This window comes from Kribbella sp. NPDC003505 (assembly GCF_040610875.1).
Classification (GTDB): domain Bacteria; phylum Actinomycetota; class Actinomycetes; order Propionibacteriales; family Kribbellaceae; genus Kribbella.
This window is the reverse complement of the sequence record NZ_JBEXNA010000011.1, coordinates 25724-42507: the sequence shown is the minus strand read 5'-3', so window position 1 is coordinate 42507 and position 16784 is coordinate 25724. Positions and strand designations below refer to the sequence as shown.

Annotated in this window: 17 protein-coding genes; 7 read left to right on the top strand and 10 right to left on the bottom strand. The window is 69.4% G+C overall.

The genetic code is table 11. The annotated features are described in order from the left end of the window. From ABZX12_RS31600 to ABZX12_RS31590, 3 genes are all read right to left on the bottom strand, one after another. A complete protein-coding gene (locus ABZX12_RS31600; protein WP_355699107.1) occupies window positions 1-666 on the bottom strand; it encodes a hypothetical protein in 666 nt (221 codons plus the stop codon). 245 nt (window positions 667-911) lie between these two features. After that, window positions 912-1868 (bottom strand): electron transfer flavoprotein subunit alpha/FixB family protein, encoded by a 957-nt coding sequence (locus ABZX12_RS31595; RefSeq protein WP_355699106.1) that lies wholly within the window; start codon window positions 1866-1868, stop codon window positions 912-914. Between the two features lie 14 nt (window positions 1869-1882). Continuing rightward, a complete protein-coding gene (locus tag ABZX12_RS31590; RefSeq protein WP_355699105.1) occupies window positions 1883-2665 on the bottom strand; it encodes an electron transfer flavoprotein subunit beta/FixA family protein in 783 nt (260 codons plus the stop codon). Window positions 2666-3318: 653 nt separating this feature from the next. On the opposite strand from ABZX12_RS31590, the gene ABZX12_RS31585 reads away from it, so the two are divergent. After that, a complete protein-coding gene (locus ABZX12_RS31585) occupies window positions 3319-4029 on the top strand; it encodes a class I SAM-dependent methyltransferase (protein ID WP_355699104.1) in 711 nt (236 codons plus the stop codon). Here the strand turns inward: ABZX12_RS31585 and ABZX12_RS31580 are convergent. The 6 genes from ABZX12_RS31580 to ABZX12_RS31555 all read right to left on the bottom strand — a co-directional run bounded on the left by ABZX12_RS31580 (window position 4026) and on the right by ABZX12_RS31555 (window position 10003). Further along, window positions 4026-5129, bottom strand: a complete 1104-nt coding sequence (locus ABZX12_RS31580; protein ID WP_355699103.1) for a hypothetical protein — start codon at window positions 5127-5129, stop codon at window positions 4026-4028. The genes ABZX12_RS31585 and ABZX12_RS31580 overlap by 4 nt on opposite strands. Window positions 5130-5162: 33 nt before the next feature. Next, a complete protein-coding gene (locus tag ABZX12_RS31575; RefSeq protein WP_355699102.1) occupies window positions 5163-6047 on the bottom strand; it encodes an acyltransferase in 885 nt (294 codons plus the stop codon). Between the two features lie 9 nt (window positions 6048-6056). Continuing rightward, complete coding sequence (locus ABZX12_RS31570; protein WP_355699101.1) at window positions 6057-7007, bottom strand: class I SAM-dependent methyltransferase; 951 nt, start codon at window positions 7005-7007, stop codon at window positions 6057-6059. Then, window positions 7008-7787, bottom strand: a complete 780-nt coding sequence (locus ABZX12_RS31565; RefSeq protein ID WP_355699100.1) for an enoyl-CoA hydratase-related protein — start codon at window positions 7785-7787, stop codon at window positions 7008-7010. A 153-nt stretch (window positions 7788-7940) separates the two neighbouring features. Then, window positions 7941-8984, bottom strand: coding sequence for a Gfo/Idh/MocA family oxidoreductase (locus ABZX12_RS31560; protein ID WP_355699099.1), 1044 nt, complete (start codon window positions 8982-8984; stop codon window positions 7941-7943). Then, window positions 8981-10003 (bottom strand): Gfo/Idh/MocA family oxidoreductase, encoded by a 1023-nt coding sequence (locus ABZX12_RS31555; RefSeq protein WP_355699098.1) that lies wholly within the window; start codon window positions 10001-10003, stop codon window positions 8981-8983. The genes ABZX12_RS31560 and ABZX12_RS31555 overlap by 4 nt, the downstream gene beginning before the upstream one ends. A 131-nt stretch (window positions 10004-10134) precedes the next feature. Between ABZX12_RS31555 and glgX the strand changes: the two genes are divergently transcribed. From glgX to ABZX12_RS31525, 6 genes are all read left to right on the top strand, one after another. Then, the gene (gene glgX / locus ABZX12_RS31550) at window positions 10135-12231 is read left to right on the top strand and encodes a glycogen debranching protein GlgX (protein ID WP_355699097.1); all 2097 of its coding nucleotides are present in this window, start codon (window positions 10135-10137) and stop codon (window positions 12229-12231) included. A gap of 73 nt (window positions 12232-12304) precedes the next feature. After that, window positions 12305-13039, top strand: coding sequence for an SGNH/GDSL hydrolase family protein (locus tag ABZX12_RS31545; RefSeq protein WP_355699096.1), 735 nt, complete (start codon window positions 12305-12307; stop codon window positions 13037-13039). A gap of 27 nt (window positions 13040-13066) precedes the next feature. Continuing rightward, entirely contained in the window at window positions 13067-13480 is a 414-nt protein-coding gene (locus ABZX12_RS31540; protein ID WP_355699095.1) for a MarR family transcriptional regulator, read from the top strand. Then, window positions 13477-13884 carry a hypothetical protein gene (locus tag ABZX12_RS31535; protein ID WP_355699094.1) on the top strand — a complete coding sequence of 136 codons (408 nt, stop codon included), beginning with the start codon at window positions 13477-13479 and terminating at the stop codon, window positions 13882-13884. The genes ABZX12_RS31540 and ABZX12_RS31535 overlap by 4 nt, the downstream gene beginning before the upstream one ends. 7 nt (window positions 13885-13891) lie before the next feature. Beyond that, window positions 13892-14716 carry a MerR family transcriptional regulator gene (locus ABZX12_RS31530; RefSeq protein ID WP_355699093.1) on the top strand — a complete coding sequence of 275 codons (825 nt, stop codon included), beginning with the start codon at window positions 13892-13894 and terminating at the stop codon, window positions 14714-14716. Further along, on the top strand, window positions 14716-15588 hold the full coding sequence (locus tag ABZX12_RS31525; RefSeq protein WP_355699092.1) for a transglutaminase-like domain-containing protein: 873 nt from the start codon (window positions 14716-14718) through the stop codon (window positions 15586-15588). Before ABZX12_RS31530 ends, ABZX12_RS31525 begins: the two co-directional genes overlap by 1 nt. Here ABZX12_RS31525 and ABZX12_RS31520 read toward each other — a convergent pair. Further along, a complete protein-coding gene (locus ABZX12_RS31520; protein ID WP_355699091.1) occupies window positions 15542-16756 on the bottom strand; it encodes an MFS transporter in 1215 nt (404 codons plus the stop codon). The genes ABZX12_RS31525 and ABZX12_RS31520 overlap by 47 nt on opposite strands. Between the last annotated feature and the right edge of the window lie 28 nt (window positions 16757-16784).

Sequence of the window (16784 nt, the reverse complement as noted above, 5' to 3'; positions counted from 1 at the left end):
TCAGCGGATGCGCTCGCACCACGGGTGGCCGGGGTGCAGGTGCTCGATCATGTCGGCCAGCCAGCGGCGCTGGTCGCTGCTGAGCGCCGGGAGAGCTGACGCCAGGTCGGCCTCGTCCTTCGGGCGAGCCTGCTTCGCCTTGTACGCAAGGGCGATCTCGGGGTTGAGGTAGCGGATCCCGTCGGCCGCCACCCAGGTGATCTCGTCGAGCGCGAAGTCCAGGCCCGGATCCCGCCGGAACACCCAGCGGCCGTCCCGGTCCGGGTTCACCACGACGTCGAACTCCCACGGCGCCAACGCGTGCCGCCGCAACCAGATCTGGTCGGCGTCGTCGGGCTGCCCGGGCCGGTCGTCGGTCAGCGGCTGGAGCCGGCCGCCAGCGTTCGCCCAGAGATCGTACGAGCCCTTCAGCCGCAGCCGCAGCTTCTCGATGTCCCGCCGCCAGAGCGAGACGTCGACGTCCTCGTGCTCCTGCCGTACGCCGGTGAACGCCTCGATCGCCCAGCCGCCCGCGATCCACCACATCCCGTCGTACCCGTCGAGCAGTCGGCGCGCATCGGCCGGCGTCGACACCTTCCACGGCCCGTACAGCCGCTGGAACGCCAGCTCTTCGGCCTCCAGCCCAGCCGGATACTCAGTTCTCGCTCCATCGCCCCAACCCGACATCCCCGCATGCTAGTGCCTGTCCAAGGAACGGATCGGCTCCTGTTTAGTCCGGTCCGCCGGTCGAGCTGCGCCGGCCGTTCGAGGGGTTGACCCCTGAGCTTGCGGGTTACCCCCCGGGAATGCGAGGGGTCAACCCGCCACCTGAGGGGTCAACCCCTGACATCAGTGGGCGCAGGCGCACACGCACGAGCCCGGCTCGGGAGGGGAAACGAGCCGGGCTGTCAGCGAGCTGGTGGACCCGCGGGTCAGGATTTGCGCTTGGTGACTTCCTCGGTGGCGGCCGGGAGGACCTTGTGGAGGTCGCCGACGACGCCGTAGTCGACCAGCTCGAAGATCGGGGCCTCGGGGTCCTTGTTGACCGCGACGATCGTCTTCGAGGTCTGCATACCGGCGCGGTGCTGGATCGCACCCGAGATGCCGGCCGCGACATACAGCTGCGGCGACACGGTCTTGCCGGTCTGCCCGACCTGGTAGGCGTGCGGGTACCACCCCGAGTCGACGGCCGCGCGGGACGCACCGACCGCGGCGCCGAGCGAGTCGGCGAACGACTCGACCGGGCCGAAGTCACCACCGGTGCCACGACCGCCGGACACGATGATCGCGGCCTCGGTCAGCTCCGGACGACCCGTCGCCTCGCGCGGCTTGGAGTCGGTGATCCGCGCCGTCTTCGCGGCGTCGGAGATCGTCACGTCGAACTCCTCCACCTCCGGCGACGACTCGGCCGCCTCCGGGGTCGCGGCGTTCGGCTTGACGGTGATGATCGGCGTGCCGTGTGTCACCTTCGCCTGGACGGTGAAGTTGCCCGCGAACACGGACTGCGTCGTCACCGGACCGCCTTCACCGGACTGGACGTCGACCGCGTCGGTGATCAGGCCCGAGTCGAGCTTGACCGCGAGCCGGGCCGCGATCTCCTTACCCTCGGCGCTCGACGAGATCAGGATCGCCGACGGCTCGATCTTGGCCGCGATCTGCTGCAGCGCCTCGGCCTTCGGCGCCACCAGGAACTGCGACAGCTCCGGGTTGCTCAGCGCGAACACCTTGGTCGCACCGAACTGCCCCAGGGCCGGCAGCGCGTCGGAGACACCCTCGCCGATGAACACGGCGACCGGCTCGCCGAGGCGGCGGGCGATCGTGAGGAGCTCGGCGGTCGTCTTGCGGACCGTGCCCGCGGTGTGGTCAACGAGAACCAGAACGTTCGACATTACTCAGCCGCTCCTCAGAGGAACTTGTTCGTGGACAGGAACTCGACCAGCCCGGCAGCGCCGCTGCCGTCCTCGTCGGTGACGATCGTGCCGGCGGTGCGCGCCGGACGGGCGGTCACCTCGACCACCTCGGTCCACGCGCTCGAACCGCCCACCTGCTCGGGCGTCAGCTCGAGGTCGGCCAGCGACCAGGTCTCGACCGGCTTCTTCTTCGCCGCCATGATCCCCTTGAACGACGGGTACCGCGGCTCGTTGGCCTGGTCGGAAACGCTCAGCACCAGCGGCAGCGTGCCCTCGACGGTCTCGCTCGCGGTGTCACCGTCGCGGCGGATCCGGACGGTCTGCCCGTCGACGGTCACCTCCGAGCCCAGCGTCACCGCCGGCAGCCCGAGCCGCTCCGACACCATCGCCGGGACGACGCCCATGCCGCCGTCGGTCGACCCCATGCCGAACACGACCAGGTCGGCCTCCAGCTTGGCCAGCGCCTTGGACAGGATCAGCGACGTGGCGACCGCGTCCGACCCGTGGATCGCGTCGTCGAGCACGTGGACGCCCGCGTCCGCGCCCATCTGCAGACCCTTCTTCACCGCGTCCGCGGCCTGCTCCGGGCCGACCGTGAGAACGGTCACCTCGGCGTCGCCGGCCTCCTTGACAGTGAGTGCGGTCTCGACGGCATACTCGTCCAGCTCGGACAGCAGCCCGTCGACACCGGCCCGGTCCACCGTGTTGTCCTCCGAGCGGAAGCGGCGGTCCGCGGTGGCATCCGGCACGAACTTCGCGCAGACGACGATCTTCATAGCGTGTGGGACCCCTTCTGGTTAACGGTCTCTGCCAAGCCTGCCACGGATGTTACCCGCGAGAAACATAAGCTGCATGCGAGTCCCATCACAGTCCCGCGCAGCACCGGGCTGATACACCGGCACCGTACAGGCACCTTAGTCTGACCCAAGGTGATCCGTGACTCACTGCGTAGGCCTCATCCATGAGGGCGGCGAAGAATGCGAGCGTTCTGAAGGCCGACCCGCCTCGAGCGAGTGCGCCATCAGATTGTTGTAGGCGTGGTGCAAGATCTGGAGTCATGGACACAGCCACAAGTTCAGCGCGGTACACGTACCGTCTGCGCATCGGCTCGGGTGCCGAACGGTTGCTGCTGTCCGAGTGGGACCGTTGCCGCAGGGTATGGAACCAATGCGTCGCCGAGGCGACGGCGGCGTACAGAAGCGGCACGAAGATCGGTCCTGCGGCACTGGACAAGAAGTGCACCATGTGGCGGCGGGCGGGCGCGTCGATCCCTCAGAAGCAAGTCATTCGCGACCCGGATGGTGCCGATCGCGGAAGACCCCTTCAGTCGCCGGCTGGAAAGGCAGCGTGAGCCATGAATCCCATGATCGCTACTGATGGTCGGAATCCACGCCCGTCAGTTCGGGGAGCAGTCAACGAGACGTTACCGTTGACCGGCGAGAGGACCGCGCCCGGGATCTGGCACGAGAACTATTGGTTCGCGCGCCACGACGCCGCCTACCGCTGGATCACGGCCGAACTGCCGATCGGGACCGGACGGTTCCTCGACGCCGGCTGCGGCGAGGGCTACGGCGCGGAGTTGCTCCGCCTCGCCGGCGCGAGCGCCGTGACCGGTCTCGACTATGAAGATACGACGTTGCGGCACGTCCGCCGGGTTTATCCACAGGTCAATGTCGCGCGCGGCAATCTCGTCCAGACGCCCTTCGCCGACAGCGTTTTCGGGACCGTCACGTCGTTGCAGACGATCGAGCACCTCTGGGAGCAGCCGCGGTTCGTTGCGGAGTGCGCGCGCATCCTGGCGCCGGACGGGATGCTCGTCCTGAGTACGCCGAATCGGCTGACCTTCCCGACCGGCAACTGGTACCACACGCGCGAGCTCACCGCCGCCGAGTTCGCCGAGCTGCTCGAGCCGCACTTCGTGATCACGCAAGCGCTCGGACTGCACCACGGCGAACGGCTGACGTCCTGGGAGGCGCAGCACGGCTCCTGTGTCGACGCGCAGCTCGCCGCCGGGCACGACCAGTGGGACGACCAACTGGCCGCGCTCGTGCGGAGTACGACGTACGGCGACTTCGAGATCCGCCCAGGAGATCTGGACGGATCTCTCGATCTGCTGCTGGTTGCGCGGCCGAAGGGTTAAGGCCGGACGATCCGCTCGAGGATCTTGCCGGCGACCAGGTAGACCAGCGCCGCGATCCCCCAGTTCACCAGCAGGGTGTTCTTCGCGGTCTCCAGCCGGAATAGGTCCTTGAACGGGCCGACCAGGTCGTGACCGCGCTCCAGGATCCAGCGCACGATCTCGTTGCTCTGGTTGGTCTGGTCGAGCGCGGTGAACAGCGCACCGAGCGCCAGGACCGCGGCCGCGAGCACCGCGGCCAGCCAGATCAGCGACGCGATCAGGTTGCGCAGCTTCCGGACGCCGGAGCCGACCGAGGTCAGCGCCTGCTTGCCCTTGCCGGACCCGGATCCCGACGAGCCGCCCTTGGCCGCCGGCGGTTTGTTGCCCGAGGCACCGGATGGTGGTGTCACCGGCTTCCCGGTCGCACCTGTCGCCGTACCAGAGGTCGCCGCAGGAGCAGGTTTCTTGTCCCCGGCGTCCTTGGCTGCGTCTTCCGGCGCACCGGTTGCGGCCTCCTCCGAGCCGGCCGCATCCGGTGTCGCCCCCTCGGCGGCCTTCTCCCGGGCCCGCTGCTCGGCCACGATCTCCGCGGCCGTCTTCGGCCGGGCGGTCTTCGTCGCGGTCGACGCACCCGAACCGGTACCGGTCGCCGCCGCGCCGGTGTCCGGCGCCGTACCGGCCTTGCCGGCTTCGGCAGCCGTCGCCTTCTCGTCCTGCGTACCCACGTCGTCCATCTCCTCAGCCGGGGTCCGTTCCTCGTCCGTGCTCACCGCAGCGGCCGGCGGTCTCCGGCGCCGGCTGACCGGGACCGGGCGCGGCGACAGCCTGCGGCGGGCACCCGCCACCGGCGCCACCGCCGTACTGCCGTCGACGCCGTTCGTACGATCCGTACGGTCGGTGCCATCCACTGCCTGTGCTTCCGGGTTCACGCTGGTGTTCACGCCCATGTCTGACTCGTTCGTTTCAAGCACTGGTTCCAACGTAGCGCCGCCGGGGGCTCCTGGCCCGGCCACGATCGGGACCGGATCGACCGCGCGGGTCCGCGCCTGCGTGATCGAGGTGTCGGCCGCGGCCTGGTCGAGCGGCGACCGGTCAGTCGGCTCGGCGGTCCGGTCGGCCACGCTACTTCTCCTCTCCGATGCCGATGCCGATGCTCATCCGCTCGTGGGCGTCCGACCGGATGTGGGGGCCATAGTGCCCGACTGGTGAGTAACTTGAGAACCCCTCACGCTCTCTTTTTCACCATCTGCTTCTACCTCATCACCACCCGCATCCTCCGGCGCCACGCTTCGGGGCGGCGCGGGAGGTGTCTCCACGGACGGTTTCTCACTGGGTCCTTCGCTGGGCCGTTCACTGGGCGTCACACCGGCTCGCAGCAGCGCGGCGGTCCGGTCGTTCGCGTCGGCGAGGCCGGCCAGGTACTTGCGGCGCTCGACATTGGCGGCGTACCGCTCGGTGCGGTCGCCGAGCACCTTGGCCGGTACGCCGGCCGCCACGGCGTACGCCGGAATGTTGCCACGGGCAACGCTGTTCGCGCCGATCACCACGCCGCGGCCGATGTCGGTACCGCGGGTGACCGTGACCTTGGTGGCCAGCCAGCAGTCCGGGCCGATCCGGACCGGCGACTTCACCAGGCCCTGATCCTTGATCGGCAGGTTTAGGTCCTCGGTCTTGTGGTCGAAGTCGCAGATGTAGGTCCAGTCCGCGATCAGCGTCGACGCGCCGATCTCCACGTCCAGGTAGCAGTTCACCGTCACGTCGCGGGCGAACACGACCTTGTCGCCGATCCGCAGCGTCCCCTCGTGGGCGCGCAGCCGGGTCTCGTCGCCGAGGTGCACCCACTTGCCCAGCACGATCCGGCCGTGCCCCGGCCGCGCCACGATCTCCAGATGCTTGCCGAGGAACACGAAACCCTCGGTGATCACCTGCGGGTGGCGCAGCTTGAACCAGGCGAACCGCCAGTAGCGCTTCAGGTAGTACGGCGTCCACGCCCGATGGCGCACCACCCAGCGCAGATTCGCCACGGACAGCAACCGCATCGCAACACCCTACTGCTTGCTAGCCACTCCGGTGATGGAGACGTTGTAGTACAGCTCGTCCGGCACGACGGCCGACAGCACCTTGTCGACCTTCGACAGCTGCAGCCACGACTTGTAGGCGAACATCCGCCAGCCGAATCCGAGCTTCTGCTCCGGTACGGCGGCCTCGAACGTCCGGATCGGCCAGCCCACCCAGGCCGCCAGCAACTCCTCGGTCACGGTCCGCACCTCGGCCGCACCTGCCCGCGTCGCGGTCCGCGCCAGCGTGTCGGGGTCGAACGTGTGCAGGTCCACGACCGCTTCCAGCGCGGCCGCCCGGGACGACTCGTCGAGCTCCTCCTGCGGCCGCCGCCAGTGCGCCAGCGCGGGCAGCTTGGTCACGTTGGTGGTCGCCCACCAGGTGAACCGGGACAGCCGCCGGGCCACGAAGTCGCCGTACCGGGTCGGCTCACCGCAGATCACGAACCGGCCGCCCGGCTTCAGCACCCGCAGCATCTCGCGGAACGCCAGCTCGACGTCCGGGATGTGGTGGATGACCGCGTGCCCGATGACCAGGTCGAACGTGTCGTCGTCGTACGGCAGCTTCTCGGCGTCGGCGACCTTGCCCTCGACCGCGAAGCCCAGCGTCTTGGCGTTCTTCTTCGCGGCCTCGACCATGCCCGGCGACAGGTCGGTCACGTGCGCCTCGTCGAGGACGCCGGCCAGCTTGAGGTTCAGCGTGAAGAAGCCGGTGCCGGCGCCGATCTCGAGCGTCTTGCCGTACGGCCAGCCGCGCGACCCGGCGATCGCCACGAAGCGGTCCCGGGCGTAGTCGACGCAGCGTTCGTCGTACGAGATCGACCACTTCTCGTCGTACGTCGACGCCTCCCAGTCGTGGTACAGCACCTGGGCGAGCTTGTTGTCGTTCCAGGCCGCCTCGACCTCTTCGGCGGTGGCGGCCGGCTTCTCGGTTGCAGACATCTACTTTCCCTTGAACTCGGCCTTGCCCGGGCCGTTCTCGACGAAGGACTTCATCCCGATCGTGCGGTCCTCGGTGGCGAACAGCGCGGCGAACTGGGTGCGCTCGATCTCCAGGCCGGTGGCCAGGTCGACGCCCAGACCGGAGTCGATCGCCTCCTTCGCCGCGCGCAGCGCCATCGCCGCGCCGCGGGAGAACTGCGACGCCCAGGCGACGGCCTCGTCGTACACCGACGCGGCCGGCACGACCTTGTCGACGAGACCGATCCGCAGCGACTCCTCGGCGTCGACGAACCGGCCGGTGTAGATCAGGTCCTTGGCCTTCGACGGGCCGACCAGGCGGGACAGCCGCTGGGTGCCGCCGGCGCCCGGGATGATGCCGAGCAGGATCTCCGGCTGGCCGAGCTTGGCGTCCTCGGCGGCGATCCGGTAGTCGGCGCAGAGCGCGAGCTCGCAGCCGCCGCCGAGCGCGTAGCCGGTGATCGCGGCAACGGTGGGCTTCGGGATCGCGGCGACCGCGGACAGCGAGGACTGCAGCGGACCGGAGCGCTTGGCCATGTCGGCGTACGACATGTCGGCCATCTCCTTGATGTCCGCGCCGGCCGCGAAGACCCGCTCGCCGCCGTAGATCACGACCGCCCGGACCTCGTCGTTCGCAGCCGCCTCGACAGCGGCGGCCCGGATCTCCTCCTGGACCTGGACGTTCAGCGCGTTCATCTTCGGCCGGTCCAGCCGGATCGTCCCGACCCCGTCACTCACGGTCAGATTGACGAACTCGCCCATGCATCCGCTCCTTTGCCTGTGCGCCTACCCACGGGTCACATCCCCGGGAACGGTACCGGATGCGGACGCCCAGCACTCATCAAACCCCGTGCAACCAGTCCGGACGGCCGCGCCTGAGCGTGGGCGACGGCCGTCCGGGCAGGTTGGTGAGTGTTACACGTCCACCGCCTGGCCGGACGCCGCGGAGCGGCGGGCGGCGTCGACGATTTTCAGGGTGCGGAGGCCGACGGCGCCGTCCGGCTGCGGGACGACGGCGGGCGGCCGGCCGGGTTGTGCCGGGCCTGAGGTGCGGACGGCGTCCAGGAACGTGTCGAGCAGCGACGCGTCCAGGTTGCCGCCGATGCCGAGGAAGACCTCGCCGCCGGCGTCCGTGCCGCCGACGTGCGTCGCGAACGGCTCGATCTCGACGGATCCGTTCGTACCGGTCACCTGCAGCGTCACGCCGCCCCAGGTCGGGCCGTTGTCCGGAACGCTCCACGAGCAGTCGATGGTTGCCAGCAGCCCGTTGTCGTAGTTGATCGTCACCAGCCCGCCGGTCTCGACCTCCACACCCTTGTCCTGGTGCAGGATCCGGTTCGCGGCGGCGTACACGCGGGTCGCGGACGCGCCGCCGGTCAGGCCGTCGATCAGGTCCGCGCAGTGCACGGTGTGGTCGACGAGCGCTCCCCCGCCGGCCAGCTTCGCGTCGGTGAACCACTGCCGGGCGGCGTACGGGATCTTCCCGTTGTTGGTCCCCAGTACGGCGAACACGTCACCGAGGCGGCCCGCCTCGACGTTCGCCCGCAGCTGCGCGTACGACGGCGCGAACCGGACCGGGTACGCGATCATCAGGATCGTCCCGGCCGCCTCGCACGCCGCGAGCATCGCCTCGCCGTCGGCGACCTCGGTGGCCAGCGGCTTCTCGCACAGCACGTGCGCACCGACCGCGGCGGCCCGCTCGACCAGTTCACGGTGGCCGGCGTTCTCCGATGTCACCACCACCGCGTCCGGGCCCCAGGCGAACAGTTCGTCGTACGAGTCGACGTACGGGATGCCGAACTGCGCGGCGAACTCGGCGCCGCGCGGACCCGGGTCCGGCGCATCGGCGCCGTCGGGGTCGGCGGACAGGACGTCGATGCCGGGCAGCGACGCGAGCAGATGTGCGTACGAACCCGCGTGGACGTGCGCGAACGACGCGATCGCGACCTTCAAGCTCATGCCAGTGCTCCCGTCGAGACGAACGTCTTCATGTCGATCGGCTGGCCCGACTCCATCGAGGCGCGGGCCGCTTCGGCCAGGTACACCGCAGTCGCGCCGTCGGACGCGAGCACCCGCGGCTCCGCGCCGCCGCGCAGGCCGATCGCGAACTCACGCAGCTGCGTGAGGTACGGGCTCTCCCCCAGCGACGACTCCGGGATCAGCAGATCGCCTGCGCTGGCGCCGTTCTGCAGCTCTTCCTTGTAGCCGGTGTCGCTGTCGGACTTGAACTTCAGGACGCCGCTCGAACCGGCGACCGAGAAGCCGGTCTGGAACGTCGTGCCGGTCGCTCCCCAGGTCGCGCGACAGTGGCTGACCGCTCCGGACTCGTGCGTCAGCGTGACGTGCGCCGCGACGTTCACGGGGCTGATTCCGTCGACCGTCGGCGGGTTCTGGACGGCGTACACGGTGGCGACCTCGCCGCACAGCCAGCGCGCCTGGTCGAGGTCGTGCACCATCAGGTCCATGATCACGCCGCCGGACCGGGCCACTTCGCGGTACCAGCCCGCACCGGCCGGCGAGGACGCCTGCCGGTAGAACCGCGCCACCGCGACCTCACCGATCCGGCCGGCCCGGATCGCGTCGTACGCCGCCTTGTACGCCGGGAAGTACCGCACCACGTGCGCCGGGTACAGCCGGACACCGGCCGCCGCGGCCGCGTCGATCACCTCGTGCGAGTCGGCCGCGGTCAGCGTCAGCGGCTTCTCGCAGATGACGTTCTTGCCGGCCTTGATCGCGGCCAGCGTGATCTCCTTGTGCGTCGCCGACGGCGTGACGATGTCGACGAACTCGGCCTCGGCCAGGACACCGTCCAGCGACGGCACGACCTCCAGCCCGAACTGCTCCGCCAGTTCCTCCGCGCCCTCCAGCGAATAGACCAGCACCCGGGCGCCGACAGCCTTCCAGGACGCGGCGTGGATACGCGAGATGTTGCCCGCGCCGATCAGACCGACGGTCAGACCGGCCAACTCTTCCGACATGTGTTCCCCTGGGGTGGGTAAATTAGTAACGGTCCTTGCGTATCACTGCGCACAGGCGTTCGCAACTACCGTCTCACGAACACAACCACCTCACTATCGTGAACTGGCAGCGACCTGTGCAGAATGTCCCGGTGACAGAAGCGACCGCCGCCCCGGATGCTGCCGGCTTGTCCGCCGGCACCGCTCCGCGTCCCGGCGCAGTGGTCCAGACCGATGGCACCACGTTCACGCTGTGGGCCCCGGCGGCCGAGCGCGTCGAGCTGGCGCTGATCGCCGACGACGGCAGCCAGCGGAACCTGGATCTGACCCACACCGGCGAGTTCTGGACCGGGTTCGTGTCCGGCGTGGGCGCCGGGCAGCGGTACGGGTATCGCGTGCACGGCCCGTTCGATCCGTCGCACGGCCTGCGCTTCAACCCGTCGAAGCTGCTGCTCGACCCGTACGCGCGGGCCGTCGACGGAGCCCTGGACTACGCGAGCCCGGTGATCTACGACTCCTCCGACGCCGACTCGGCGGGGCACGTGCCGGTCGGCGTGGTCGTCGCGCCGTCGGAGCCCCCGCCGCCGATCAGCAAGCCGGTGCACTGGGGCGAGACGGTCGTCTACGAGCTGCACACGAAGGGCTTCACCCAACTGCACCCCGACGTACCCGAGCACCAGCGCGGCACGTACGCCGGGCTCGCGCACCCGTCGGTGATCAGATACCTGACCGAGCTCGGGGTGACGTCGGTCGAGCTGTTGCCGATCCACCACTTCCTGACCGAGCCCTCGATCGCGGCGCGCGGCCTTCCGAACTACTGGGGCTACAACACGCTCGGCTTCTTCGCGCCGCACGCGCCGTACTCGTCGTCGGGTTCGCGCGGCGAGCAGGTGGCCGAGTTCAAGGCGATGGTGGCCGCGTTCCATGCCGCGGGCATCGAAGTCATCCTCGACGTGGTCTACAACCACACCGCCGAGGGCGGCTTCGACGGGCCGACGCTGAGCTTCCGCGGGATCGACAACCGCGCGTACTACCGGCTCGCGCACGGCGCGGCGATGTACGACGTGACCGGCACGGGCAACTCGGTCGACACGTCGCACCCGCAAGTGCGGCGGCTGGTGATGGACTCGCTGCGCTACTGGGTCGAGGAGATGGGCGTCGACGGGTTCCGGTTCGACCTGGCCGTCACGCTGGTGCGCAACGAGCGGCACGAGGTCGACATCCCGGACCACCCGTTCCTCGCCGAGGTGGCCGCCGACCCCGTGCTCGGCCGGGTGAAGCTGATCGCCGAGCCGTGGGACGTCGGCCCGTTCGGCTACCAGGTCGGCAACTTCGGGCCGCCGTGGTCGGAGTGGAACGGCAAGTTCCGCGACAGCGTCCGCGACGTGTGGCGCAACACCTCCGACGGCGTGAAGGACCTCGCCTACCGGCTGTCCGGGTCCAGCGACCTGTACGGCGACGACGGCCGCTACCCGTACGCGTCGATCAACTTCGTCACCGCGCACGACGGGTTCACGCTGCGGGACCTGGTCAGCTACGACCACAAGCACAACGAGGCGAACCACGAGGACAACCGGGACGGCACCGACGACAACCGCTCCTGGAACTGCGGTGTCGAGGGCGAGACCGACGACGCCGGCGTGATCGCGTTGCGCAAACGGCAGATGGCCAACCTGATGTCCACGCTGATCCTGTCGACCGGCGTCCCGATGATCACCGCCGGGGACGAGTGCGGGCGTACGCAGCACGGCAACAACAACGCCTACTGCCAGGACAGCTCGTTGTCCTGGTTCGACTGGTCGCTGCCGGCCGCGTGGTCCGATCACCTCGAGTTGACGAAGAAGCTGCTGGCACTGCGCGCCGCACACCCCGCGCTGCGGCAGTGGCACTACTTCTCCGGTCAGCCGGTGGTGTCGGGCGGCCGCAAGGATCTCTCGTGGATCGCACCGCACGGCGGCGAGATGACCGACGCGGACTGGTTCGACGGCAACCTCCGGACGATCGGCATGTTCCTGCGAGGCGATGCGCTGCGAGCAACCGACGCCGAGGGCAACGCGCTGACCGACAGTTCGTTCCTGCTGGCTCTGAACGCGACACCGGAGACGCGCAACGTCGTCGTACCGGACGCGTCGTGGGCTCCGGCCTACGAGGTCGTGCTGGACACCAGCAACAGCATGGTGACCGAGGTGGAGGCCGGCGCGACAGTACCGCTCGCTGCACGCTGCCTGGTGCTGCTGCGCGCGCTCTGAGCCGTCGAAGGGGTTGTTAACCTTCCGCCTGTACATTCGTCGGTCACCTGCCGTTCATGTGCTGGGGGGATCGATGACACCGATCGGAGCGCTGCATCGCGCGATCATGCGGTGGGGCGAGGCGGAGCGGAGCAGTTCGCGGCTGGCGCTCCAGCGCTGGGTGGACGGGGTGGCGCTCGTCGACGTCCAGGCGCGGACGTACGCCGAGTACTGGACACAACAGAACTCTCTGACGCTGGCTGGCGACGGGCCGCTCTGGGTCGTGCTCGGAGACTCGACCGCGCAAGGACTTGGCGCGTCCTCGCCGCTGCACGGGTACGTCGGCCAGGTGCTGAACGCCCTGCGTCGCAAGGGCACGCCGTGGCGGGTGCTGAACCTCTCGCGGTCCGGTGCACAGACCCAACACGTGCTGGACGATCAGCTCCCATTGCTGGACGGACTGACTCCAGCACTGGTCACTTGCGGCATCGGCAACAACGACATCCTGGCCACACCACCGAAGCGCTTCCGCGACCGTCTGCGTGTGGTGATCGACCGGCTCCCCTCCTCGTCCGTCGTGATGGACCTGACGGTGCCGGACCGTCTCTGGCGGATCGGCGGCGCCGTGAGCCCGTACGTGTCCGGCATCAACCAGCACATCAGCAGGACGGCCACCTCCCGCGGCCTGCCGGTCGCGGAGGTGTCGCGGTACGCGCGCCCGCCGTGGCGCGGCATGCTCGCCCCCGACGCTTTCCACCCCAACAACCTCGGCTACCGCCGCCACGCCGACGCCCTCCTCGCCGCCCTGCCGGCACACCACTTGGCCTGATACTACGGATCCGGATAATCTGGATCCGTGGAAAGTGATGAGTTGTTGCTGGTGTTGCTGCAGCGGGCCACGCATGTGACGTTGCAGGTGCTCGCGACGGACCTGGCCGATCTGAAGCTGACGGCTTCTGAGTTGAACGTGCTGGCGAATCTCGCTGACGGCAAGCCGCGGACGGTCTCCGAGATCGGGGTGGCAGCGGGTGTTCGGCCGACGACCCTGACCGGTGTACTCGATCGGCTCGCGGACAAGGGCCTGCTGGCCCGGGCCGCGCACGCAGGTGACCGGCGGGCGGTCGAGATCTCGCTGACCCCGCGCGGGGTGCGGAGCGCGGCGCGGATTTCTGCGGCGTTCGCGGCGGTGGAGTCGCGGGCGTTGGACGGCGTGCCGGAGTCCGCGGTCAAGCAGGCTCGGCGGGTGCTGAGCGCGTTGGCGGCGTCATGAGCGTCTTCGACGAGCTGATGGAAGAGGTGATGTCGACCGCTGCACGCTTCGGGCATCGAGAGCATCTGCGGTTGACGTGGCTCGCCGTCCGGCGCTGCGGGACTGCTGGGGCGGTCGAGCTGATCAGTGACGGCATCCGTCGCACGGCGCGATACGCGGGGGCGCCGCAGAAGTACAACGCGACCGTGAGCCGGGCCTGGGTCGAGCTGACGGCATACCACATGGCCGAGGCACCGGGTGATTTCGACGAGCTGGTACGGCGCAACCCCGGCCTGCTCGACAAGCGGCTGCTGACGCGGTTCTACAGTTCGCGCGCTCTGGCGTCGCCTGCTGCGCGGACCGGGTGGGTCGAGCCGGATGTGAAGGCGTTCCCCTTTACTCTGCCCCAGGGGCAGGGGGTGTGATGGTCGCGTGTTGACGATCAGCGAGTTCGGGCGGCGGGCAGGGCTTTCACACAAAGCCCTGCGGCTGTACGACGTGTCAGGGCTGCTGACGCCGGCGCAGGTGGATCCGGCGAACGGCTACCGCCGGTACGACGAGAGTCAGCTCGAGCGGGCGCGGCGGATCAGCGTGCTGCGGCAGCTGGACATGCCGCTGACCACGATCGCCGAAGTCCTCGCGGGGACCGACGAGGAGGCGTTGATCCGGCTCGACCGGTGGTGGGCCGCCGAGGAGGCGACCACCGCGGCCCGGCGGGCGACGCTGGGGTATCTGCGGGACCGGCTGACCCGGTCGGGGACGTCGGGGCTCGCGCCGCGGCCGGTGCTGACCAGGGACGTGCCGGCGACCAAGATCGCGTCGATCCGGGTCGACACCGATCAGCAGCTGCTGGTCGGGAACATCGTGACGTGCACCGACGAGATCACGGCGTACCTGCGAGCCGCCGGCGCCACCGCGACCGTCGGATCCTGGGTGATCTTCCACGGCGCCGTGACACCGGAGGCCGAGGCGACGGTCGAGATCTGCGTGCCGTTCGACGGCCTCCTGGACCCGTCCGGCCGGATCGGCATCCGTGTCGAGCCGGCGCACCGGGAGGCGTACTGCACGATCACGATGGACGAGTGCGCGTACCCGCGGATCATGCTCGCGTACGACCTCGTCCACGACTGGGCGCGCGCGTCCGGCGCCCCCAATGCGGGTCCGCCGCGGGAGATCTACCGCCCGGACTGCCACCTGCTCCCCCGTGACGAACCGGCCGTCGACATCGCACTGCCCATTCTGGAGAGGAACCTTTGATGGACTACGCGATGCAAACGCGCTTCAGTGATCCCGGCGTCCATGCCGGACTGTTCGACGCGCTGCCGGACGACATCCCCGGGATCGCCGCGGTGGTTCGGAACCTGCTGATCCACTACCGCGCCGGCGGGATCGAGTTCACCGGTGACCGGCTCGCCGAGATCGACAACCGGTGGGTGTCGGCGATCCTCGCCACGGACCACAAGCGCAACGGTACGGCGCTCGCGGTGCCGCGCGAACCGTTCGACCGGGTCGTCGGATGCTGCCGGGACTACACCTTGCTGTTCGTGTCGATGCTGCGCCACCAGGGCATCCCGGCCCGCAGCCGGGTCGGCTTCGGCAACTACTTCGCCGAGGGATTCGACCACGACCACGTGGTCGCGGAGTACTGGAACGGCGACCGCTGGGTGATGATCGACGCCGAGATGGACCCGGCCGACCCGCGGTTCACCTTCGACGTCGCGGACATGCCGGCCGGCCCGTTCCGGTCCGCGGCCGAGGTCTGGCGCGGCTACCGCGACGGCGTACTCGACGGCGACCTGTTCGGCGCCGACCCGAACCCGGACGCACCGCTGAGGCTGCACGGCGGCTGGTTCATCCGCACCTACGTGCACTACCAGCTCGCCCACCTGAACGGCGACGAGCTCCTGCTCTGGGACAACTGGGGCGGCATGTCCGACACCCTCGACGGCGCCGACCTCGACCTCACCGACCGGATCGCCGACCTGATGCTTGCCTCCGACAACGGCGACGAAACGGCCACCAAGGAGGTCAACGACCTCTACCGCACGGACCCGGCGCTCACCTTCACCGGCCGCGCCTTCGTCACCTCACCGGCGGGCGGACCGTTCGCCTGGCTCGACCTCGGCTAGGCAGGCACAGCTGCGCGGCCAGCAGCCCCGCCGCGGCGACCACGACCCACAGCAGCCAGGGACGGAACGCATAGACAGCGCCGCCCAGAAGCGGTCCGGCTCCCGAGCCGATCGTGTACGCGACGCCGTACAGACCCTGGTAGCGACCGACCAGTCGCGGCGGGGCCAGACTGCCGAGGTACGCCGCGGCGACGGAGCTGGTCGCCATCTCGCCAAACGTCCACAACAGCACCGTGACCGCCAGCAGCGGCATCCCGGCCACGAGGCCCGTCGACGCGAGACCGAACCCGATGAAGAGGTTGCCAACAGCAAGTACGTACTCGGCGCGACGACGCGCGACCAGACCGGTGAGCGGTAGCTCGAGCGCCAGCACGAGCAGCCCGTTCAGCCCGATCAGCAGACCGAAGTCGCGCGCGGTCAGCCCCACCTCGGCGACATGCAGCGGCAACCCGACCGTGGACTGGATGTAGACGAACTCGCCGACCACCGTCATCAGCAGGAACCTCGTGAGTCGGCGGTCGGCGAGCGCGTGCCGGTACCCGCCCGCGCCGGCCTCTTCCGCCTTGGCGGCCGCGGCGCGCGGAGCGTCCCGCAACAACACCGCCATGACCGCACCGAACAGCAGACATGCGGCGGCGTTGCCGAGGAAGAGCTCCCTGTACGACGTGCTGGCGAGCAGACCGCCGATGACACCGCCGAGCGCGGCACCGACGTTCATGGCGAATCGAAACACCCCGAACGCCGCCAGCCGTCCCTGCGTGCTCGTCACGGAGTCCAGCAACACCGCCGCCGCGGCCGGCCGATAGATCTGTGAGGTCACCCCGATCAGGCCGACCACGACGACGATCACCGCGAACGATTCGAGGTACGGCACGGCCGCCGTCAACCCGGCGGTCGGTACGGCGGACACCACGATCGTCCAGCGCCGGCCCAAGCGATCGGCGAGCGCGCCGCCGATCGCGTTGCCGGCTACGTTGCCGAGCCCCGACACCCCCAGGACGAACCCCGCGGCGCCGGCGGAGTAGCCGCGCCCGGTCAGGTACAGCACGATGAACACGGGCAGGAAGTTGCCGACGCGGTTGACCAGGATGCCGAGACTGACGATCCATACCCGCGCCGGCAGGCTCCGCAGCGCGTCGCGGAACCGCGGTTCGACCTCGGTGCGCATCTGTTCTCCTCCTGGTGCCGGGACCAGG